Below are 22,844 nucleotides of genomic sequence, written 5' to 3' on the forward strand. Positions count from 1 at the left end.
ATAGGTCGTAAAGTTTACTTCTACTTCTTATTCATCAAATCTGTTAGATTAACATCGTTTCCTAATAAAATTGATGAAGCATTAATACTACCTTCTTCTGGAGTGTTTTCTAATTTTAAAACTCCTCTTAGATAAATTGCAGAACAGAAACCACAACTAATACGCTATAACGTATAATGTTTCTTCCTTTTTGTTGTGGATAAGTTTTTACATCAATTCCTTGCTCACAATTGGTAGAAAAGTTTCTACGAGAAATACATTGTCGTCCATTTGTGGTAAGTATCAATGGTATGGTTTACGTAATAGATGGAGTTTTATTACCAAATCTATACTAAAATTGAATGTCAGTTTAGTTTAATTTATAAAGCCACAAATATAATTTGTGGCTTTATTTTTTTTATAAAAAAATGAATTTTTACATTCAGGAATATGTGTTTAGTGTTCTTTCTAACATAAAGAAATGTTTTTAAGTATATCTTTAAAATAAGTCGTAAAGTTTATTATTATTTCTTATTCATCAAATCCATTAAGTCAACATCGTTTCCTAATAAAATTTCTGTAGGATTAATTCTACCTTCTTCTGGTCCGTTTTCTAATTTTAAAACTCCTCTTGGGCAAACTGCAGAACAGATACCACAACCAACACAACTAGAACGTATAATGTTCTCTCCTTTTTGAGCATAAGCTCTTACATCAATTCCTTGTTCACAATACGTAGAACAGTTTCCACAAGAAATACATTGTCCACCATTTGTGGTAATTCTAAATCTTGATTTAAAACGTTGTACAAAACCTAAATATGCAGCCAACGGACAACCAAAACGACACCAAACTCTATTCCCAAAAATAGGATAGAAACCTGTACCAATTACTCCTGCAAAAATAGCACCTATTAAAAAGCCATAAATATCTTGAATTGTTTGTGTCTTAATACCTAAAACTTGACTTTCTTGCGTAAAGAAAGTGTACAAAGCAAAACCGGTCATTACCAAAACAAAAATTAAAACAGTATGAATTACAATACGTTCTACTCTCCAAGAAAGTAAAGTTTTACTTGAGTTTTGTCTATAAGGATCTCCTAAAGTTTCAGCTAATCCACCACAACCACAAACCCAAGAACAGTACCATCTTTTTCCGAAGAAATAAACCATTACAGGTACAACTACAATAGTTAAAACAACTCCCCAAACTAATATGAATAAACCAAAACCGCCGCTAGCAAGTAGCTCTTCTAGATTCCATCTAAAGAAAAAGTCGTAATCTAAAGGGAATGCGTTTTTAAAATCGTACCAAGGTTTTTCGAATCGAACTAAAATTTCTGGAATTAAAAATGCAAATACAATTTGAAAGAATAAAACAGAAGTTGTTCTTAATATTTGGTATTTATTATGACGGTATTTTATATACATTCTCACTGCCATAACTGTCATAACAACACAGTATAAATAACCATATAAAAACCATTGACCAGCTGGGTTACCGCTTAGAGATTTACTAATTGGATCGACTAAATACACCCAGTTTACAATAAAATCTGGATAAAAATAAAGTAGAATATAAAAAGTTACTAAAAAGACAAAAGTAAACCAACCAATCCAACCACGGTTGGTTACTGCGCTTAAGAAAATTCCATCGTTTTTTATTCCAGGTTTACCTAATAAAATTACATCAGGTACAATAAACATAAGTGCCCCAATAATACCTAAACCAAAGGTTAAAAACCAAGCTAAACCTGTATTGTCTGCAGCAAAACCTTTACCAGATTTTTTTGCAAGTTCAAAACTGACACTATGTGGTTTTCCTGAGATTTTATATTGAAATTGTTTTCCTTTTGCGTCCCAATTTTTCTCTGAATCATATTTAGCAATTAACGCATCGTAATGATTGTTAGAGGTTTCGTAAGCATTGATTACACGGCTAGAGAATTGAAAAATATTTAAGTTTTCTTGTGTTACAATTGCCTTTGATAATTCTTCTTTTATAATTTCACTTTTATAGCCTTTTTCTTTTATAAAAGTATCTAATTCGGCTTGTTTTAAGCTAAAAGAACCTGTAAAAATTGTAGCTATAAAGAAGGTTAATCCTGCTAAGAAAATGATTAAACCTGATTGTTTTATGAGTTTCAAAATAAGTATGGGGTATTATGAGTTAAAATTGGATTTCTTTAAACGTCTTTCTTTAATTAAGAGAAAAAATACGTTTCCAACTTTTCTTTTTTGGTTGAATATTGGTGTTGTTTTCTGTATTGAATTTTGCTAAAATTTCAGCTTCATGTAATTTAAAGAATTCTGGATCAAAATTAGCATCGGCTAAATACTCTAAAACATGTTCTATAGATTGGTTTTCGGTTAACCATTTGTCAAAAATTTCATGGCGCATCCTAATTCCGAAAGTATTTATCCCTAAAAATTGATGCGTATTTTTATCAAAAGAAATGGTAATACATTTATGATCCGTTGGATGTTGCCATTGAAAATAGGCTTCGTTTTCTTGTTTACCTCTTTCGCTAAAAACCCAACCATAGGTTTGGTATTCGATATCTAAAAATTTTGCAGAGTTAAACCAATGTCCAGGTTTATACGCTGTTTTATTACCACAAATTGTTTGCGCTAAAGTTTCGCCCATCATTCTACCAGTGTACCAAACTGCTTCAATATTTCTACGTTGCCCAATAGCTTCGTGTTGTTCTGCACAATCTCCAATTGCAAAAACATCTTTTATATTCGTTTCTAAAAATCGATTTACTTTTACGCCTCGGCTTAATTCTATTCCAGATTCTTTTAGAAAATCTATATTAGGTGTTACTCCAGCTGTTAAACCCACTATGTTACAAGGAATTTCTTCGCCAGTTTCTTCAATAATAATCGATTTTACACGTCCGTTTTCATCCGATTTAATCTCTTTTAAATTGGTGCTTAAACGTAAATCTATATGATGTTCTTTTATATGATTGTTAATCATTTCCGACTCTTGTGCAGGTAAAACCCCGTTCCAGAAACTGTCTTCGCGAACTAAAAAGGTAACCGGAATTTTTCTGCTTCTTAACATTTCTGCCAATTCAATACCAATTAATCCACCACCAACAATTACGGCGCGTTTACAAGCTTTGTTGTCTGGTGCAAACTTTTCTAATTTTTCTAAATCTTGTTTATGATACATGCCCAATGTACCTTCTAGATCTTGACCCGGCCATCCAAATTTATTTGGTTTAGATCCTGTTGCAATAATCAGTTGGTCAAAAGAAAGAGTAGAAGCATCGCTAAACTCCAATTCTTTTTTGTCTGTATGTACTTTACTTACTAATCCTTCTTTTAACTCAATTCTATTTTTTTTCCAAAACCAATTTTCATAAGGTTGGGTGTGTTCAAACTTCATGTGTCCCATGTAAACATACATAAGAGCGGTTCTAGAAAAGAAATATTTAGTTTCTGCGGAAACGATTGTTATTTTATGGTCAGAATTTTTTCTGATATGTCTCGCAGTGGTAACTCCAGAAATTCCGTTACCGATTATTACAATATGTTTCATAGGGCGATTGATTCTTGAGGGTTAAGTCGAAGCTAAAGTTAAGAACTTAATTGTATAGATTAATTTAGAATGGATTTAAATAAAGGAATCGGTATTTGTTGAATGCAATATGAAAGTTATTAAGGAGAATATTTTAGTTTTTAAATAGTTATCTTATGGATGAAAGTATTTATTAATTGTGGTTAGTATTACTTGTTTTTAGATACTTAACTAAAAGATTAGCATAATTCCTGAAATGGATAAAAGAACTAATAATGATTTTTTAAACACGTTTTCATTAATTTTTGTAAAAGTTCGTTTACCTAAAAATTGTGCAAAAAGAAAAAAAGGAAATACTAATACTGCCATCTTTAAATGGCTGAAATTTAAAATTCCACTTACTGCCAAAGCAGGAACACGTGTTAAAGAAACAATACCAGAAATTCCTATCATAGTTGCTCTAAATACTTTCATGTTTTTTGCGGAATTTTCGATGCAAATAGCATGCAACGGACCTCCAGAAGAAAAAACACCGGAAAAAAATCCAGCCATAACACCAAAGCTAATAATGCCGCCGTTGTTTAAAATGACCTTTTTTTTACTAAATAATACATATCCTACATAAAATAAGATGAAAATTCCAAGTGCTTTTTTTAGTACAATTGGGTTGGAGAAAGTGAGTACTAAAATACCTGTTAGAATTCCTATGATTGATGCGGTTGCAAGTTTTAAAATTATTTTTTTATCAATATTTTTATATTCTTTTCTAATTAAAAATATGCTAGAAAATAGATAGAAGATGGAGATATACGCAATGGCATCTGGCAATTTTATCGCAAATAATAAAATAGGTAATGCCATTAAAGATCCAGCAAAACCAATTACTGTTTGTACGTAAAATCCTACAAAAATTCCAATTGTTAAGATTAATAGGACGGTTATATTCATCAGGAAATAGTTATTTATTTACTGTAAAATTATTTAATTGAGGTTCAAAACTAAAATGGATTAATTTGTTTAAACGCCATATATGTAGTTTAAAAATGTATTTTTGAGTGAATTAAACTTGAATCAATGGTTAGTGAGATAGATAAGGAAATAATCGAAATATTAAAAAAGAATGCGAGGGCTTCATTTGCAGAAATAGGAAGAAAAATTGCACTTTCACCATCCTCTGTAAGAGAAAGGGTTCAGAAATTAGAAGATTTAGGAGTTATAAAAGCATATAATATAAAATTAAACCACGCTATGTTAGGTAGTGGCTTAGAGGTATTTGTAATGTTAAAAATATTTGATGGTAAGCTTAATTATATTTTATCAGAAATTACTACGTACCCAGAAGTACAAGAGGTTTTTAGAATAACGGGGCCTTATAATATTCATATGCGTGTAGCGCTTCGAGATCAATTACATTTGCAAGAGTTTATAGACGAGCTTATTAAATATGGTAGTCCGTGTACGTATCTTATACTTTCTGAACTTAAAAAAGAAGAAGTTTTGTAGTTGGTAAAATAATATGAATTAATGATTTTGATTGTTTTCTAAAGAAATATTTAAGATCCTCCACATATGCCAATTATTAAACAAAAATTAGAAAGTAAATCAGTATGCGGAATATTTATGCTATTGGTACAAAGTTTTAACATTGGTTTAAGAGCATTGTTTTATTAAAAAGCTATTTTCGGGCGATATGAAAACCTATAAACTCCTTTTTTTATTGTTGATATTCATTCAGTTATCATGCAATAGTCAACAGAAAAAAATAAACGGATTAAGCTTTGTTGCTTCAAGAGATACAATAAATAAAACACATATAAATTCGGTCTTAGAAGCGAAAAGTAATTATGTTGCATTAATGCCATTTGGATTTATTAGAGACCTTTCTTTTCCTGAAGTTGGTTTTAATTCTAGCAGACAATGGTTTGGAGAAACTAGAGGAGGTTTATTGCAGTATGCAGAAGAATTTCAGAAAAAGAATGTAAAAATTATGGTGAAACCTCAAATTTGGGTTGGTCATGGTTTTTTTACAGGTGATATAAAAATGGATTCTGAAGAAAACTGGAAAGCATTAGAAGTTTCTTATTCAGATTTTATCTTAACCTATGCAAAAGCAGCACAAGAAATTAATGCAGACATATTTTGTATTGGTACAGAATTAGAAAAGTTTGTAATGAACAGACCAGAATATTGGCATCAATTAGTTAAAGAAATTAAAAAAGTTTACAAAGGGAAACTAACTTATGCTGCAAATTGGGATGAATACAAACGAATTCCTTTTTGGAATGAATTAGACTTTATTGGTGTAGATGCTTATTTTCCTTTAAGTGATAAAAAAACACCTTCTGTTAAGGAGTTCGAATTAAGTTGGCAACCTCACAAAAAAGAAATTTTACAAGTTCAAGAGAAATTTAAGAAACCCATTTTATTTACAGAGTTCGGTTACCGAAGTGTAGATTATACAGGGAAAGAACCTTGGGACGCAAATAGGGTAGAAGGTAGTGTAAATTTGCAAGCTCAGGTAAATGGTTTACAGGCAATCCATAATCAGTTTTGGAAAGAAGAATGGTTTGCAGGTGGTTTTATTTGGAAGTGGTTTCATAAACACGATAAAGTTGGTGGAAGCAACGATAATAGATTTACACCACAAAATAAACCAGCAGAAGCAACAATTAGAAAATTATATCAAGAAAATTAGCATTCTAAAATATGACGAATGTCCTATATATTTAGGTCATTAGCGCTTAAATTAGCATATTAACTAAAAACTACTACTACCATGAAAAAAATAATTGTACCCATAGATTTTTCTGTACATTCTGAGCATGCCTTAAAAACGGCAGCTTTGTTAGCAAAAAAATACAAAGCAACTGTTTACGCGTTGCACATGTTAGATTTACAAGAAATTTCTTTAACGGAGAGTGAAGATAATCAGCATGAAAAAGCAATTTTTTTCTTAAAATTAGCAGAAAAAAAGTTTAAAGATTTTCTGGTTAAAGATTTTTTAGAAGGTGTTAAACTTATTCCTGTAATAAAACAATTTAAAGTTTTTAGTGAAATAAATGACATTGCAAAAGAATTAAATGCAGATTTAATAATTATGGGATCTGAAGGAGCAAGTGGTCTAAAAGAATTTTTTGTAGGTTCTAATACAGAAAAAGTCGTACGATTTGCAAACTTACCGGTTTTAGTTATAAAAAATGAAATGGTAAATGCAGATTTTTCAGACATTGTGGTAGCTACAGATTTTTCTGAAGAAAGTATTCCTGGATTTCAAAGAATGTTAAAAACATTAGACTTTTTAAATGCCCAAAAACATATTTTATATGTGAATTTACCAAATGAAGAATTTAAAACAACTTCTGAAATGGAAAAAATGGCAAATAATTTTTTATTGAAAGCAGAGGGAGATGTTCATAGAATGATTAATGTAAACTATGTTTGCGATAGAACTGTAGAAAAAGGGATCCTAAATTTTTCGAATGCATTAGGTGCAGATTTAATTTCTGTAATTACGCATGGTAGAAAAGGATTATCTCATATTTTTGCAGGAAGTATTGCCGAGGATATTGCAAATCATTCTACCTTGCCAATTATTACGATTAAAATTTAAAAAGATATGACTATTAAAAATTTTTTGAGAACAGTTTTTGTTTGCTTTTTTTTATTTTCTTGTACCGAAGATAACGATATTACTGTTCCAAGAAATTTACAGGAATATATAGATACTTCATCAAACACAGATTTAGGAGACGTTTTTGCATATGCAGCAAGTGCAAGTGGAGACACTAGTACAACGTATATATATACAGCACCAGAAGAAGGAGCTACAGATATTAGATATTACGAAGCAGATAGCTTAAGTGTAGATCAATTAGATTTTTCTAATTACAGAAGACAGAACCTAACTGCAACAAATGTTTATGAAGGAGAATTGAAGCGTTTTTCTAGGTCTGGTTCCGAAGAAAATTGGTGCATTGTTACTTACATGTTAGATGGCGAATTACATAAATCAAACCCAATTCGTTTAAAAAATGCAACAAACCCAACAAGTTGGACGGATGAAGTTACTATAGAATATCCAACAACTTTAAATCCAAAATTCACTTGGTCAGATTTTGGAGTGAGTGATAATGTAATTTATTTTGAAGCTATTTCTGAAGTAGAAGATGATATTTTAATTTCAGGTACGTATACTTTAGATAAAATATTTCAATATTTTGATACCTCTAATGTAGAAAGTTCTATACATGTTTCGCAATCTCCTGCCGATTTGGTAGAAGATACAGAATATCTTTTTACTATGATGGCAATTAGTGATGATTATTGGGTAAATACCGTAATTTTAGAAACATTTGTTCCTAGAAATTTAGAAGAATATGTAGCTTTAAATTCATCTAAAACCATTGAAAGTGCATTGGCTTTTGCAGCTAGTAGTAGTGGTTCTAAAAGTCTTTCTTATATTTATTATGATTTCTTAACAGGTTCTTCTGCTATGAGATATTATGAAACAGACAATACCTTGGTAGGTAAAAATGATTTTTCTAATTATAGAAGAAAAATGCTAACAGATGAAGCTGTTTATGGAGGAAAACTAAGAAGGTACAATAGAACAGATGATGCAGAAAGTTGGTGTATTGTTACATACGTTATTGATGAAACATTGCATATTTCTAATCCAGTAAAAATTAAAAATCAAACAAGGCCTACAGAATGGTTTACGGATCTTACCATAGATGCTTCGGAATCATTAATGCCGATATTTACTTGGACGGATGGTTCTTATGTAGAGAATGTTGAATATCTAGAGATAATTACGGATGCTGATAGTGATTTGTTATCAGGTACTTTTACAGAGGATAAAATGTTTCAATATTATGATACTTCGAACGTTACTTCAAAAATAAATTTAGAGACACCAGCAGCATTAATTTTAAATGAAGATTATAAAATTACGGTAATGGGTTTAAGTGATGATTTTTGGGTAAACCTGATGATTCAAGAAACCTTTACGGTAGAGTAGGTTCTCTAGAAAAAGCTTCTAAACGTTAATACTTTTGTTCGGTAATCATTAGTTTCCGATTAATCCTTTTTTTAATAAGTGGTTTTACGTATTTTATAAATGACACCCTGGTTTTTTGAAATAATTTTATTGAGAAAAGACAAACTAATTTTAGCTTAAGTTCGGGGTGTTTGTAAAGTAGTAGAAACTAAGTCTTGGTTCTTGATTCTAAAAATGAAGTGGTCTTATGTCTTTTATTCGACAATAATGTTTGGTAATCTAAATTTAATCTTACAATTCTTGTTCTCTTATAAAAATACTTAGTTTTGTCAAAAACAAATTTAGATGAGAACTTTTGCAATTGGAGATATTCATGGAGGATTAAAAGCATTAATTCAGGTTTTAAATAAGCTAGAATTAAAAGATGGCGATAGAATTATTTTCATGGGAGACTATGTAGATGGTTGGAGTGAATCAGCACAAGTTGTTGCGCTTTTACTAGAGTTGTCTCAAAAATTCGACTGTGTTTTTATCAAAGGAAATCATGATGTTTGGTGTCAGAATTGGTTAAAAGATGCAAATGATGTAAATCCTATTTGGTTTTTACACGGAGGTAAAGAGACCATGGAAAGTTATGAAGGTTTCTCTGTTGAAGAAAAAAAACAGCACCTCACTTTTTTCGAGAATTTACCATTGTATCATATAGATACAGAAAACAGATTGTTTTTACATGCTGGTTTTACTTCTTTACATGGCGTAGAAAAAGAGCAATTTAAAGAGTTGTTTTATTTAGATAGGTCTTTGTGGGAGATGCTTTTAGCTTTAGACTCTAGAATCGAAAAAGACTCTTTATTTTATCCAAAAAGAATACAACACTATAAAGAAATTTATATTGGACATACGCCAACAACAAACTACAATGAACCAAACCCAATAAACATTGCAAATGTTTGGAATGTAGATACAGGTGCAGCTTTTAGAGGGAAAGTAACTGGTTTAAATATTTATACCAAAGAGTTTGTACAAAGTGATAGTTTACCAAGTTTGTACCCGAATGAAACAGGTAGAAATAAGTAATTTTTATGTTGCTTATGGTTTAGCTTGTCATTCCGAATGAGGAACGAAGAGGAATCTCATAGTTCCAGTTCTTTTTTTTTAGAATGTGTTAATGTATTAAGTCATTTCAAAGAGGAACAACTTCGAAACCTACTATGTGGCATTACTATTTAGTGACAGAAATACACTGAATTTTCAACACAAAAAAAGGTTAAAGAAACATTTATTTTCATGTTTCTTTAACCTTTTTTAATACTTAATATATACTTTAATTATTTATCTTTCTTCGGATGTACGATGGTCATTTCATCTATTAAATGAGTCGCTCCAGCATATTTATCAACAATAAATAATACATATCTAATATCTACCATAATGTTTCTACAAATTTCAGGATCGTAGTTCATATCACTCATGGTTCCTTCCCAAACTCTATCAAAATTTAGACCGACTAAGTTTCCTTCAGCATCTATTGCAGGACTTCCAGAATTACCACCTGTGGTGTGATTTGTACCTAAAAAGCACACAGGAACTTTACCATTTTTATCTGCATACTGTCCGTAATTTTTAGTTTTGTGAAGTTCACGTAATTTCTCTGGAACATCAAATTCATAATCTCCAGGAACATATTTTTCAATAACTCCATCTAAATAACTAACAGGATTATAGTAGACAGCATCTCTTGGTGCGTAGCCTCTAACTTGTCCGTAGGTTACACGTAAAGTACTGTTTGCATCCGGAAAATAACGCGCATTTGGCAATGCTTCCATCAATGCTTTCATGTAGGTTTTTTGCAAAGCTACAATCGGTTCATTTTTTAGTTGATACTCTCTATTCAGATCATTGTAAAAAGCAGCAATCATTGGTTTAGCATATTGATATGCAGCATCATTATTCAAGTTTTTAAGCACTTTTTTAGCCTTTCCATCAAACAATTGTAAAGCGGTATCTAAATTTGTAAAAGCTGTTTTTTCATAAATACTAGCATCAACGTTCTCGTTATAAAAAGGCATTACATTTTCGAATACTCCTTTATCTACACCTACATCATAATTTTTATGAATGCCTTTTAAAGTGCTTTCTATAGCAGCTTTTGCTTTGTCAAAAGACGCTGGATCTTTATTAATACTTTGCTCAAACTGATACGCTCTAAAAGTCATACTCATTAGCTCATTAGTCACTAAAAAGACTTCAATAAAGTTTCTTCTTTTGATGTTGATAGGAGCAAACTCTTTATACAAACGATCAAATTCAGGAAGGATATTTCCATATTTTTCCGTTAAGTTTTTTTCTGCCAAGGCTTTTGTAAATGTAGCTTCAAAAGCTTGTCTTTTTTCTACAGCGTTACTTTTCTTAATCCCTAAATTTTCTCCAATCCATTTTTTCCAAGAATTTGCAATTCCAGCTTGTTTAGAAGCGTATTTAATACGAACCTCATCACTCTCTTTCATTTTTGCATCAATAACCTTTAATGCAGCTTCCCTAATGGCAATATTTGTTGGGTTGTATTCTTCAGTAATATGCTTAATTGCAGTAGCAGGTAAGTATTCATTTGTAGTTCCTGGAAAACCAAAAACTAAGGTAAAATCTCCTTCTTCTACACCGTCTAAAGAAATTGGTAAAAAGTGTTTTGGTGTATAAGGTACGTTGTCTTTACTGTATTTTGCAGGGCGATTATTTGCATCTGCATAAATTCTGAACATAGAAAAATCTCCAGTATGTCTAGGGAAAACCCAGTTGTCTGTGTCGCTACCAAATTTACCAATACTTGTTGGAGGCGCACCTACTAAACGAATATCATCAAAACGCTCTGTCACAAATAAAAAGAACTGATTTCCTTGAAAAAAGGATTTTATTTTAGTTTGTTGCCAAGCTTCTTTGGTAATTTTTTTTTGTAAAGCATTCCCATTTTTTGTAATGATAGATTGTTTTTCTCTTTCAGTTAAAGTGTCATTTACACCTGCAAGAACGCTGTCTGTAACATCTTCTATACGTACAATAAACTCTATATATAAACCAGGATTTGGTAATTCTTGCTCTAAATTCATTGCCCAAAAACCATCTTTTAGGTAATCATTTTCTAAGGTAGAATGAGATTGAATTTGACCAAATCCACAATGATGATTGGTTAAAATTAAACCTTTTGGAGAAATAATTTCACTAGTACAGCCTCCATTAAAATGCCCAATAGCATCTTTTAAGCTAGAATTGTTGACATCGTAAATGTCTTTTGCTGTTAATTTACTTCCTAAAGAAGTCATTTCTTGCTCGTTCATTCCTTCTAAAAGAGACGGAATCCACATACCACCTTGTTGCGCAGAAACTTGTACAAAAAGGAATAAAAATAGAATTTTAATGTATTTCATATAGTTGTTTTTAAAAAGTGATAAAGATACAAAAAGAGTTACTTTTTTACTATAGGATATAGTTCTTGTTCGATGAAGTTTTTAGGGAATTCCTCATCACCTTCAAAACCTAATTCGATATCTCTACCAGAATACGGAATGTAGTTTGTTTTAAAAATATAATCCCAAATACTTAATGTAATTCCGAAGTTTACACCATTTTTTCTGTCTTCTGGTAATACTTTAACGTGATGCCAAATGTGCATTTTCGGATTGTTTAAAATGTATTTTAACCAACCATAGTCCCAATTAATGTTTGCGTGGTTTAAGTGCCCAATAAAAATGTTAAAAAAGTGAACTATAGCAACATCTTGTGCAGAGAATCCACCAATAATTGCCAACGGAATGTATTTTAAAGAACTGTAAACTACGGGTTCCATCCAGTGGTAACGTAAATGTGCAGCAAAGCCCATTTCTTTTACAGAGTGATGCACTTTGTGAAAATTCCAAAGAAACTCGAACGTGTGTAATAGTCTATGCGTCCACCATTGTACAAAATCAACCACAATAAAAAAGATGAAAATACGTGCAAAAAATGGGAGATTATTAATTTCTAACAATTGAAAATTTGCAATTGACAAACCTACAATTCCTAAAATATCATTAAACAACTCTGCTGCCGAATTAGATAAAGCGATGAGCACAATTAAATTCAGTATAAAGAAATTGAAAAACATGTAAAAGGTATCTAGCCAAAAGTCTTTTCTAAATAATGATTGGTTTTTTCGCCAAGGAAAAATAGCTTCCAATCCCCAAACAACTAGAGAAATAATAATTAATCCGTAGAAATAGTTCTCCCAATTAAGATCCATTAAAACAGATTGTTTTACGTAATTCCAATAATCAGAATAGGAACTTTTTATGATGTCGATGTATTTGTTCATTGGTTCTTTGTGTCGGTAATATAGATCCTTCAGTTTTTTGAAACCTGAAAGGTCTGACGTACTCTAATTTTGTTTAAATCAAACTATATTACTTTTATCACCTCTTTAAACAGCGTAATCATTTTAGGTTCAGCTTCACCGGCAATAGCAATAATTTCTGTAATATCTACAGGTTGTAAATTTTTAGGATCACATTCATCCGTTAATACAGAAATGGCCGCACAAGGCAAGTTGAGTTGTTTTGCAACGATAACTTCCGGAACGGTACTCATACCAACGGCATCAGTTTCTAAAATTTGCAACATTCTATATTCTGCTCTAGTTTCCAATTGCGGACCTAAAACACTTGTGTAAACACCTTTGTGTAATAATATACCTTGCTCTTTGGCAACCGCTATAATTTTGGTGTTTATTTCTTCGGAATATGGCGCTAACATATCTGCAAAGATATTTCCAAAAGTATTGGCTCCTTGAAAAGCTAAAGGAGAACTTCCTTGTAAATTAATGTGATCTTCAATCAGCATTAAATCTCCTTTTTTGTATGATAAGTTAATGGCTCCTGAAGCATTAGAGATTAGTAGGTTTTTAATACCTAAACCGTGCATAGTTCTAATTCCGTATGTTACTTCCCAAGCATTGTAGCCTTCGTATAAGTGAAAACGTCCAGCCATTACAAGTACCTTTTTTCCAGACAATTCTCCGTAAATTAATTTACCAGAATGAAACTCTACCGTTGCTACCGGAAAATTTGGAATATCTGAATACGAAATTTCTTTTTCTATTGAAATTTCGTTAACTATCTTTCCTAATCCTGTTCCTAAAACAATTCCGATTTCTGGGTTTGTAATTCCATTTGATTTTAAAAAATCGATGGTTTCTTGTAATTGTTGTTTTTTCATGTATGCTGAATTTAGTTCAGTATCTGTTGTCTGGTCGAGCGCAGTCCAGAATAATTTTGTTATTGTAAAAATTGTGCAAATGCAGGATGATGCTCGATATCTTCAAAAACATCAACATCATTTAATTCCTCTAACAAAAATACTGCTTTATCTTGTAAATCTGCTAAGGTATCTTTTCTAACTGAAGCCGTTCCCCAGTCTTTATTTTTAAAGATGTTTTCTTGTAAAGCATTCATTCCTAAAAGATAATAACCCCCGTCTTCTGCAGGTCCTAAAACCACATCATTTGAGTCTAATTGTTGGAATGCATTTTCTATGTTTTCTGATGTTAAATCATATAAATCGCTACCAATAATCATTACTTTTTTATACCCCGCATCAAAACTGTTTTTAAAAGCATTTAACATTCTAATGCCTAAATCCTCTCCAACTTGTTGGTGTTTTTGATAGCTATTTGCCTCCCAAATATCTTTTTCTCTAATTTTTACAGAATAATAAACCGCTTTATCAGATGTTACTTCAGAGGAAATATTACGTGTTTTTTCTAATAAAAATTTATAGATTTCTAAAGCTTTTTCATCACCAACCGTTTTTGCTAAACGTGTTTTTGCTTTGCCTAACTCTGGGTTTCTGGTGAAGATTAATAATAAATTTTTACTATTTATTTTATTTTCCATTAATGTATCAAGTTTTCACCACATAGAAGTATAGGGAAGATAGACTATGTTTTAATGTGGTTAGAATTTTTTTTTAATATATTTTTATTTTAAACACAAGAGTGATTACTGAAAACTGCAACTGTCTACTGAAAACTTATTTTTGTATGTTTCTATGTGTAAGAATTTTATATTTTTTAAAACATAACAGTGATCACTGCAAACTGCAACTGCCTACTGCAAACTTATTCATGCACTTTCTCTCCTTTTGTAAGCCATTTGCTCCATTCTTTATTATAAGTGTGGACTTTCTCTGTCGGGTTACCCAAGGTATCTATTACTTGAAAACCGTTATTTTTCCATTCAAAAATTCCTCCGAAAAGATTATAAACATTTGTATAGCCTTTTTCTATAATTTGATGTGCGATAATTTCTGAACGAACACCAACAGAGCAATACACTACAATTTTTGCATCTCTATTTTCAGGTAATTTATCTATTGTTTCCTTGATGTTAAAATGATCAAAACCAACAAGTATCGCATTTTCTAAATGACTGACCTTGTATTCCTTTGGCTCTCTAGCGTCTAAAAGAAAAGTTTTTGTAGTTGCTAATGTATCTACAGAAATATAAGGAACATTGTTCTTGTTGAATTTGTTCAACAATTTATCTAACTTCTTTTGTGCAGATAGTGTTGATGTTATCAGTAGAAAAAGAATTAAAATTTTCTTCATTATATATTTATTCCTTTGGTAGACGTTATTTGAACTTAACTTCTACAACGATTTTTTTTAGAGTATTCTTAGTTGGCTTATACTAATTTATAAAGTTATAGTTTTTTTGTTTTATACAATTGTTAAACCCTTTTTAGAATAGACAAAGAACCTGTTTCCAAGTTCTTTGTTGTGTTTTATGATTCTTGTAAATTCTATTTAATGTGCAACATCATAATCGTTTTTGATGTTTATTTGAAAAATAAAAATACTATTTTCCGTTTAACGACCAATCATATTTTAGATAACTAATTTTTGCTTCTGGGTTAATTTTAGTTTCCGAATATTTGTTTAAAAAATCGATAATTGTACCATTTTTGATAAAATCTTCTTTAAACCAATCGAAAATAGAAGATATTTGAATGTTGTTTTCTGTAATTTTATTTCTTGAAGTATCGTTTACAAAAACTTTCATTAAATGCGTTAATTCTGCTTCTACATTTTTTTCTGTAAATGCTTTGTTTCCTAATTTAGGACAAGAACCAGAAGCACAATTTACACCAACATGTATTTTTGGATCTGAGAATTGTTTTCTTAAAATGGTATGTTCTATATGATCTAAAGTGTAGGTTTTTCCACCAACTTTAACAAACGGTATTTTCCAAGCAATAAGTCCGTTTTCTTTGATATCTGTAATGCTTTTTAAAGGATAATTGTCTAAAATAAGTTTAAGAGTATAGGCATTGTAGGCGTTTATCCATAAGGCTTTTTGTTTGTTTTTTGACCATGAATTATCTGGAGTCGTTTTTTCTAAATAAGAAATATAACTATTTAATTCTGAAGGATCTTGTTTCAGTGATTTGTAATCTACAACTCCGTCTTTGGTTACATTATTTTGTAACAAATTGTGAAATATTGCTGTTTGCGCATTTGTATTAGATAATGCAAAAAGAGTGACGATTACTAAAAGTATTTTTTTCATTGTTTTTTGTTTTCTAATTATATAGACGAAAAATTTTTAAGTTGATTACAAATAATAATAATAGTTGATAATTTAGTTATTTGATATTATTTTTAAAAGTAGTTCTTTTAGTACATTAAAAATATAAATATGTATAGATTGATAACTACAAAGCTACCTAATTCATAAACCTCAAAGGTTTTTAAAACCTTTGAGGTTTTGCAATATAGAATGGTTAAATTTTTGATATCTGCTCATTGAATGAAGTTCTTAAAGTTGATCACCATTAAAATTTTATTAAAGATAAATCTATTTACTGTTTTAGGATTACAAATAGTTGGCAAACAAGTTTAGCCCCGATTGCAGTACTTCGACTACGCTCAGTATAAACTAATGTTTGAGCTCTTTTTATGCTGTTTCGAAATAAAAAAAGTGAGTGCCTTTCGACGATGCTCAAGATAAATTCCTAGCGGGATTAGCTTCCAATAAAAATGATTATTTTTGCAGACAATTAAACAAACAAACAACGACACAAAATTACAATTTATGAAAGCATATATTTTTCCGGGTCAAGGAGCGCAATTTACAGGAATGGGATTGGATTTATACGAAAAGTCTGCATTGGCGCAAGAATACTTTGAAAAAGCAAACAAGATTTTAGGCTTCTCGATTACAGATATTATGTTTGAAGGAACGGCGGAACAGTTGAAAGAAACGAAAGTTACGCAGCCAGCAATCTTTTTACACTCGGTAATTTTAGCGAAAGTTTTAGGCGATTCTTTTCAGCCAGAAATGGTTGCAGGACACTCTTTGGGAGAATTATCTGCCTTAGTAGCAAACGGAGTTTTAACTTTTGAAGATGGTTTAAAATTAGTTTCTAAACGTGCTTTGGCAATGCAAAAAGCATGTGAAGCGGCACCAAGTACCATGGCGGCAGTTTTAGGATTAGATGACAATGTAGTTGAAGAAACGTGTGCAGAAATAGATGGAGTAGTGGTGGCAGCAAATTACAATTGCCCAGGACAGTTAGTAATTTCTGGAGAAGTTGCTGCAGTAGAAAAAGCGTGCGAAGTTTTAACGGAAAAAGGTGCAAGAAGAGCATTGTTATTACCAGTTGGTGGTGCGTTTCACTCGCCAATGATGGAACCTGCAAGAGCAGAATTAGCGGCTGCAATTGAAGCGACTGTATTTAGCAAACCTACTTGTGCTGTATACCAAAATGTAGTTGCCAAAGCGGTTACGAGTCCGGATGAAATTAAAGAAAACTTAATTGCTCAGTTAACTGCACCAGTAAAATGGACGCAATGTGTACAAGCAATGATTGCTGATGGTGGAACGGAATTTATTGAGGTAGGACCTGGTAAAGTGTTACAAGGTTTAATGCGTAAGATTGATAGATCTGTTGCTGCTTCGGGAGCTGCATTAGCGGAATAGATTTTAACGAAATATTTAAATATTAAAAAAACGAACTTGTGAGAGTTCGTTTTTTTTTGTGGCCGAATTTTTGGTGTCGTTAACGTGTTGGTATATGAAAAGTAGTAGAATAATAATGCTTTTACTTTCAGTTTATACACAAAATAGTAGAAAAGCACAAACTTTGTAGCCCACACTTAACTGCTATTTTTTATATAACGTGTTGTGGTTTGTATATTATTCTATTTCAGTAATTGCAACAGTTTTAGTAAAGTGTTTTTTTTCAATTATAATTACAATATGCTTATTTAAATATACAGCTAAATCATAATTTCTAACTTTATCATTATCATAATAGGCTCCAGATTTTTTTATTATTGTATTCATACAATATATTTTTGTTGGCTTTAAATTATACAAAGTGTCTGTAATAGATAGTGAAGTAAATTCTGCTGAATTATCATTGTCTTTAAATACAAAAATATGTTCTTTTTCTGTATAGTCAAATCCTTTTTTTAAGTATTTGCCATCTAGCTTTATAAATAAAGTATCTTTTACTTTTTGAGAGAAACAAATAAAAGGAAGAAATAATATGACTAAAAATATTTTTTTCATTACTTACAAAAGTTTTTAGTTAAGCCCGATAGGTTTGTATTAATTGTATTATTTATTTTAATTGTGTCTTTACCTTTATCTAGCCAAGCTTGTAATTTATGGTTTTTTAATCCTTGCCATGCAAGCGCCTCATAAATATTATCTAAAGTATTTAATGGATAATTTTCTTTGTAATATTTTACCTCATTAGGTATTAATTTTTGATGAGTATTTTTTAGTGCTAATATCATTTCGTTTAAATATAATTTAGCCATAGTCTCGTGTTGAGGGTCTGGTTTAAAGTTAACATTTTTAAAATGGTTAAACGTTTGTTTAAAATCTAAATCACCGTTTATTGAATATTTTGTATTTAATTTTCTAAACATATCTGCATGTATATATTCATGTAGTATAGTTCTTATGCCAGCTAATGAAGACATATTTGATAATCTTCCAGTACTAATATTAATATTTATTAATGAAGAACCAGGTAGATACGTAGTTTTTCCATTAAGTTCAATATTAGTATTTTTTCTAAAAATTTTATCTTTTGAAGATATATTTATGTTAAATTCAGAGTTTCCATTAAAATTAGCTAATAAATCTTTAACAAAATCATTACTATCTTTGGTTAAACTATCGTTTAAACACTCTGCTTTACCTGTAAGGTCAGAGGAATCAATATGATCTTCCAAATCCTTTACACAATCACCATTACTATTAGGAAATAACCCTGGTCCACAATAACTAATTGCATCATTAATAAAAGCAATTTTTTCTTCTTTTTCTCCAGTATTGTTAGTGCCTGTTTTTTTATAGATACCAGCACCATTTGGCCCAAATCTATTCATTTCGGGTAAACTACCTCTAGTTATACAAATTTCCTCATAATCATACCCAGTTATTGTTGTACCGTGGTATACTATAAAAATTCCGTCTTCATCACTAGATATATTATACCAATCTGTATATTCTGTAACAAGTCTAACAGTTTCACAATTTGAATCGCTTTTAGCAAATGTTGATGTTGAAGATTCTTTTTTTGTTTTAAAAGGTGAATAGTGTGTTACATTACCTTTATCGACTTTTTTAGTATAGACAAAGTTTTTTTCTTTATCTACTAAATAAATGATACCAGAATAATTTTTAGAATTAGAGAATGAAACTTCTGAATTAATTAAATGACTATTTTGGGTGTCTACATTTTGATAAAATTTGGCAGCAAAAAAATTAAAATCTCCTTCATTATTTTGAATGGCTACTATTTTATATTTAGTATAATACCCTCCTTTTCGTTTAAGTTTGTTTAACTCATTGGGGTTCAATAAAGAAGTATAATTGACAGGAAGTTCGTAGTAAAATAATTCTAAATCTTCGGAGTAGGATTTTACAGGGCTGCTAAAATCTACAGTAAATTAATAAGGAATTAAGTTGCTAAAATCATTTTGATTAAAGGTTTTTTGTAGTTGTTCAGAAATAGTGTTTTCCTGAACTAGTTGGTTTTCTTCTTTTTCACAATTCCAGAGTAATAATGAAATTCCAATGAAAAGAATTCTAGTTTTTAGAAGGTTGATTAATTTGTTTTTGTTCGTTTTCATATATCGATATAAATTTAATGATTAATATTCGTTTTTTGTTATTTAACAAGCTGCAATTTTTGAATATTCACTTCAGCTCATAGATGAGCCATATAAACCACAACTCTAATAATATAAAATCATTCAATGTTTTATATCAGAAGTTAACGAAGTTAGCTTTTTAAAAACTTAGAAGCAAATTAAATTAGTTCTTTTGTATTTGTTTTATGCAGATACTATTGTGTTTTACTTTGCTAAGCATTTTAATAAAAAACACAAAAAAAAGCCCCAATTTCAAAATTGAAATTGGGGCTTCTATAAAAATATTTTTAAAGCTAATTTTTTATTCTTTGTATTTTATTCAATAAAATTGGTTCTCCATAACCAAGTTCTTTCATTCTTTCTAGTTGAGTTTCTGCATCACCCACAACTAGCCAAATCATTTTATTAGGATTCACATATTTGTTAGCTAATGCTGTAATTTGTTCTTTAGTCATGTTGTTAACCGTATTTTCTTGGTCTTTTACATAATCTGCACTCCAACCATAATTACTAATATTAGACAACATATTTAGTTTTGCTCTAGAAGTTTCAAAAGCTCTTGCGTTACTTTTAATTAAGAAACTTTTTGTGGTTTCTAAATCTTTGTTAGAAAAAGTAGTTGGGTATTCTTCTAAAATTTGCTTTACCAATTGAGCAGATTCTAAAGTAACATTAGAACGTACACTACTAGAAACGGTAAAAGCACCTTTTGCTTTTGTACCAGAAAATCCAGAACGAACTCCGTACGTATATCCTTTTCCTTCACGTAATTCTTGCGTTAAACGAGAAGCAAAACCACCGCCACCTAAAATATAATTCATCACAGAAGCTGCGTAAAAATCTTTATCCGTTGCCGCCAAAGCTGGAGCACCGAATTGTAAAACAGATTGTTTTGCATTCGGAATATCATAAAAATAAACAGCTGGTTTTGTTGGTGTATCTGGTGTTCTATAAGTTGGAATGGTAACTTCTTTAGCTTTCCAATTAGTGTTTAGTGTTGTTAAAGAAGCAATTACTTTTTCTTTAGAAATATCACCTACAACCAACATTTTAGCAACAGAAGGAGAAATGTACTTGTTGTAATACGTTTTTAAATCTTCTATAGAAATGGTTTCTACAGATGTTGTTGTTCCTAAAATATTTTTAGAACGAATGTTGTCTTTTCCGTAAATTAATTGATTGTAAGCATTTCTTGCTACAGAATTAGGGCTCGCTTCTTGCTGACGTAAATTAGCAATCGTAGCTTTTTTAAGTAAATCGAATTCGTTTTCATCGAACCTTGGTTCTAATAAAATTTCTTGGGCTAAAGCCAATGTTTTATCATAGTTTTTAGCTAAAGTTGTTCCGCTTAAAGTTATGTTTTCAACATCTGAATAGACATAAATAGAAGCGCCTAATTCTTGAATAGCTTCTTCTAATTCTTTTACGCTTTTGTTTTTGGTCCCTTTATTTAATAAATCTGCAGTTAAGTTAGCAACACCTAACTTGTCCATAGATTCTAATAATTGGCCACCATCAATTGTAATATTGAATTGAACTAAAGGTACTTCGTCATTTTCAATTCCAAAGATTCTTAAACCGTTTTCTAAACTACTTTCATATACTTTAGGAACTGCTAAAGATGGAGTTTCACCATAATTTGGTTCTACGCTTCTATCAAAAGTAGAAGGCGTTTTCTCATACGTTGCTGCAATTTTAGGGTCAAAATTTTCTTCTGCGCCTGTTACAATTTTTTCTTCAACAACATCTGCTAATTCAGAATTTGTCAGCGCTAATTCGGCATTACTTTTAGGAACAAAACTTGTTGCTATGTAATTTTTATTTTTGATGTATGTATTATAAACACGCATTACATCTGCTGTGGTAACAGATAATGTTCTCTTAATATCTTCTGTAACAAAGCCAGGGTTGCCTAAATAGGTATTGTATGATGCTAAATTTGTCCCTTTACCTAAAACGCTAGAAAGTCCTGCGTAAAAATTAGTTTCCTGACCTGCTTTTATTCTGTTTAAATCTTTTTCTGAAATTCCTTCAGTTTCAAACTGTGCCAATCCTTTTTCAACTCCAGCTTTTACATCGTCTAATTTTACATTATTAAAAGCTCTTATCGAAATCTGAATTTCTCCTGCCAATTCAGAATTTCTACTGTACATACCTGTTCTAGATGTCAATTTTAAATCATCAACTAAAACTTGATTAAGAGGTGCAGATTTACCATCTGTTAAATATTGAGACAATACATCTAGCGCATAAGAGTCTGGATTGTATTGCTCTACAGTTGGCCAAACCATTGTTAATTGCGGAACTCTGGCAAAGTTATCTTCGTAATATAAAAACTTGGTTTCTTTAACAATACCAGGTCGTTTAGTTAATGCAGGTATTTCTTCTTTTCCTTTTGGTATTTCATCAAAATATTTGTGAACCCATTCTGTAGCTTGTGCAATATCTATATCTCCAGACAAGACTAAAGTAGCATTGTTTGGTACATACCATTTCTTATAAAAATCTTTTACGTCTTGTAAGGTTGCATTTTGTAAGTCTTCTAAAGAGCCAATAACTTGCCAGTTATATGGATGGTCTTTTGGGTATAAGTTTTTACCAATTACATATTGGTTATGTCCATACGGTCTGTTGTCTATACTTTGTCTTTTTTCGTTTTTTACTACTTGTTTTTCTTTTGATAAAACGGGGTCTGTAACTGTGTTTATAAAATAGCCTAATTTATCTGCTTCTGCCCAAATCATTTTTTCTAGACCATCTTTTGGTACCGTTTGTAAGTAGTTTGTTCTGTCTCTAGAAGTAGATCCATTAGCACCAGAACCACCAATTCTTGCACTCATTTTATCCAATCCACCTTTTCCTAAATTTTCTGATTCTAAGAATAGTAAATGTTCAAATAAATGAGCAAAACCAGTTCTACCTTCCACTTCTCTTGCAGATCCAACATGAACCATTAGTTCTACTGCTACCACTGGGTCTGATTTATCTACATGAAAAACAACACCTAAGCCGTTTTCTAGTTCAATTTTTTTATAATTGATACTCAGTTCTGGTGTTTTTTCTTCGGATGATTTTTTACAACTTAATAAGCAAGTTGTTGCTAAGAATACAAGTAATATTTTTTTCATTTTGGTTGAT

General features: G+C 30.7%; 19 protein-coding genes and 1 pseudogene. 6 read left to right on the plus strand and 14 right to left on the minus strand.

What is annotated here, in order from left to right:
* Positions 1-20 precede the first annotated feature (20 nt).
* From WHD08_RS15775 to WHD08_RS15790, 4 genes and pseudogenes are all read right to left on the minus strand, one after another.
* A pseudogene (locus tag WHD08_RS15775) lies at positions 21-280 on the minus strand (FeS-binding protein); the annotation flags it as partial.
* A 223-nt stretch (positions 281-503) separates the two neighbouring features.
* Positions 504-2,126 (minus strand): 4Fe-4S binding protein, encoded by a 1,623-nt coding sequence (locus tag WHD08_RS15780; RefSeq protein WP_208890131.1) that lies wholly within the window; start codon positions 2,124-2,126, stop codon positions 504-506.
* Between the two features lie 52 nt (positions 2,127-2,178).
* A complete protein-coding gene (locus WHD08_RS15785; RefSeq protein ID WP_208890130.1) occupies positions 2,179-3,528 on the minus strand; it encodes an NAD(P)/FAD-dependent oxidoreductase in 1,350 nt (449 codons plus the stop codon).
* A 210-nt stretch (positions 3,529-3,738) separates the two neighbouring features.
* A complete protein-coding gene (locus WHD08_RS15790) occupies positions 3,739-4,455 on the minus strand; it encodes a sulfite exporter TauE/SafE family protein (RefSeq protein ID WP_165732463.1) in 717 nt (238 codons plus the stop codon).
* A 126-nt stretch (positions 4,456-4,581) separates the two neighbouring features.
* On the opposite strand from WHD08_RS15790, the gene WHD08_RS15795 reads away from it, so the two are divergent.
* From WHD08_RS15795 to WHD08_RS15815, 5 genes are all read left to right on the plus strand, one after another.
* Positions 4,582-5,010, plus strand: a complete 429-nt coding sequence (locus WHD08_RS15795) for an Lrp/AsnC family transcriptional regulator (RefSeq protein ID WP_165732465.1) — start codon at positions 4,582-4,584, stop codon at positions 5,008-5,010.
* Positions 5,011-5,197: 187 nt separating this feature from the next.
* Complete coding sequence (locus WHD08_RS15800) at positions 5,198-6,202, plus strand: glycoside hydrolase family 113 (protein ID WP_208890129.1); 1,005 nt, start codon at positions 5,198-5,200, stop codon at positions 6,200-6,202.
* A gap of 81 nt (positions 6,203-6,283) precedes the next feature.
* Entirely contained in the window at positions 6,284-7,117 is an 834-nt protein-coding gene (locus WHD08_RS15805) for a universal stress protein (RefSeq protein WP_208890128.1), read from the plus strand.
* A 6-nt stretch (positions 7,118-7,123) separates the two neighbouring features.
* The gene (locus tag WHD08_RS15810) at positions 7,124-8,527 is read left to right on the plus strand and encodes a hypothetical protein (RefSeq protein ID WP_208890126.1); all 1,404 of its coding nucleotides are present in this window, start codon (positions 7,124-7,126) and stop codon (positions 8,525-8,527) included.
* 324 nt (positions 8,528-8,851) lie between these two features.
* Positions 8,852-9,583: a metallophosphoesterase family protein gene (locus tag WHD08_RS15815; RefSeq protein WP_208890124.1), complete on the plus strand. Its 732-nt coding sequence runs from the start codon at positions 8,852-8,854 to the stop codon at positions 9,581-9,583.
* Between the two features lie 251 nt (positions 9,584-9,834).
* Here WHD08_RS15815 and WHD08_RS15820 read toward each other — a convergent pair whose 3' ends face one another.
* The 6 genes from WHD08_RS15820 to WHD08_RS15845 form a co-directional block, all read right to left on the minus strand.
* Positions 9,835-11,928 (minus strand): S46 family peptidase, encoded by a 2,094-nt coding sequence (locus WHD08_RS15820; protein ID WP_208890122.1) that lies wholly within the window; start codon positions 11,926-11,928, stop codon positions 9,835-9,837.
* A 38-nt stretch (positions 11,929-11,966) separates the two neighbouring features.
* Positions 11,967-12,851: a sterol desaturase family protein gene (locus WHD08_RS15825; RefSeq protein WP_208890115.1), complete on the minus strand. Its 885-nt coding sequence runs from the start codon at positions 12,849-12,851 to the stop codon at positions 11,967-11,969.
* A gap of 83 nt (positions 12,852-12,934) precedes the next feature.
* Positions 12,935-13,750 (minus strand): purine-nucleoside phosphorylase, encoded by an 816-nt coding sequence (locus tag WHD08_RS15830; protein ID WP_208890114.1) that lies wholly within the window; start codon positions 13,748-13,750, stop codon positions 12,935-12,937.
* Between the two features lie 59 nt (positions 13,751-13,809).
* The gene (locus WHD08_RS15835; RefSeq protein ID WP_208890113.1) at positions 13,810-14,427 is read right to left on the minus strand and encodes a TIGR04282 family arsenosugar biosynthesis glycosyltransferase; all 618 of its coding nucleotides are present in this window, start codon (positions 14,425-14,427) and stop codon (positions 13,810-13,812) included.
* Positions 14,428-14,651: 224 nt separating this feature from the next.
* Positions 14,652-15,140: a rhodanese-like domain-containing protein gene (locus tag WHD08_RS15840; protein ID WP_208890112.1), complete on the minus strand. Its 489-nt coding sequence runs from the start codon at positions 15,138-15,140 to the stop codon at positions 14,652-14,654.
* A 250-nt stretch (positions 15,141-15,390) separates the two neighbouring features.
* Positions 15,391-16,101, minus strand: coding sequence for a DUF547 domain-containing protein (locus tag WHD08_RS15845; protein WP_208890111.1), 711 nt, complete (start codon positions 16,099-16,101; stop codon positions 15,391-15,393).
* A gap of 525 nt (positions 16,102-16,626) precedes the next feature.
* On the opposite strand from WHD08_RS15845, the gene fabD reads away from it, so the two are divergent.
* A complete protein-coding gene (gene fabD / locus WHD08_RS15850; protein ID WP_208890110.1) occupies positions 16,627-17,514 on the plus strand; it encodes an ACP S-malonyltransferase in 888 nt (295 codons plus the stop codon).
* A gap of 216 nt (positions 17,515-17,730) precedes the next feature.
* Here fabD and WHD08_RS15855 read toward each other — a convergent pair whose 3' ends face one another.
* The 4 genes from WHD08_RS15855 to WHD08_RS15870 all read right to left on the minus strand — a co-directional run bounded on the left by WHD08_RS15855 (position 17,731) and on the right by WHD08_RS15870 (position 22,834).
* Positions 17,731-18,108: a hypothetical protein gene (locus WHD08_RS15855; RefSeq protein WP_208890108.1), complete on the minus strand. Its 378-nt coding sequence runs from the start codon at positions 18,106-18,108 to the stop codon at positions 17,731-17,733.
* Complete coding sequence (locus WHD08_RS15860; RefSeq protein ID WP_208890106.1) at positions 18,108-19,412, minus strand: hypothetical protein; 1,305 nt, start codon at positions 19,410-19,412, stop codon at positions 18,108-18,110. Before WHD08_RS15860 ends, WHD08_RS15855 begins: the two co-directional genes overlap by 1 nt.
* Positions 19,413-19,502: 90 nt before the next feature.
* The gene (locus tag WHD08_RS15865; RefSeq protein ID WP_208890104.1) at positions 19,503-19,685 is read right to left on the minus strand and encodes a hypothetical protein; all 183 of its coding nucleotides are present in this window, start codon (positions 19,683-19,685) and stop codon (positions 19,503-19,505) included.
* 314 nt (positions 19,686-19,999) lie between these two features.
* Positions 20,000-22,834: a M16 family metallopeptidase gene (locus WHD08_RS15870; protein ID WP_208890102.1), complete on the minus strand. Its 2,835-nt coding sequence runs from the start codon at positions 22,832-22,834 to the stop codon at positions 20,000-20,002.
* Positions 22,835-22,844: the final 10 nt, after the last annotated feature.

The sequence above is a fragment of the Polaribacter sejongensis genome, from assembly GCF_038024065.1.
Lineage (GTDB): Bacteria > Bacteroidota > Bacteroidia > Flavobacteriales > Flavobacteriaceae > Polaribacter > Polaribacter sejongensis.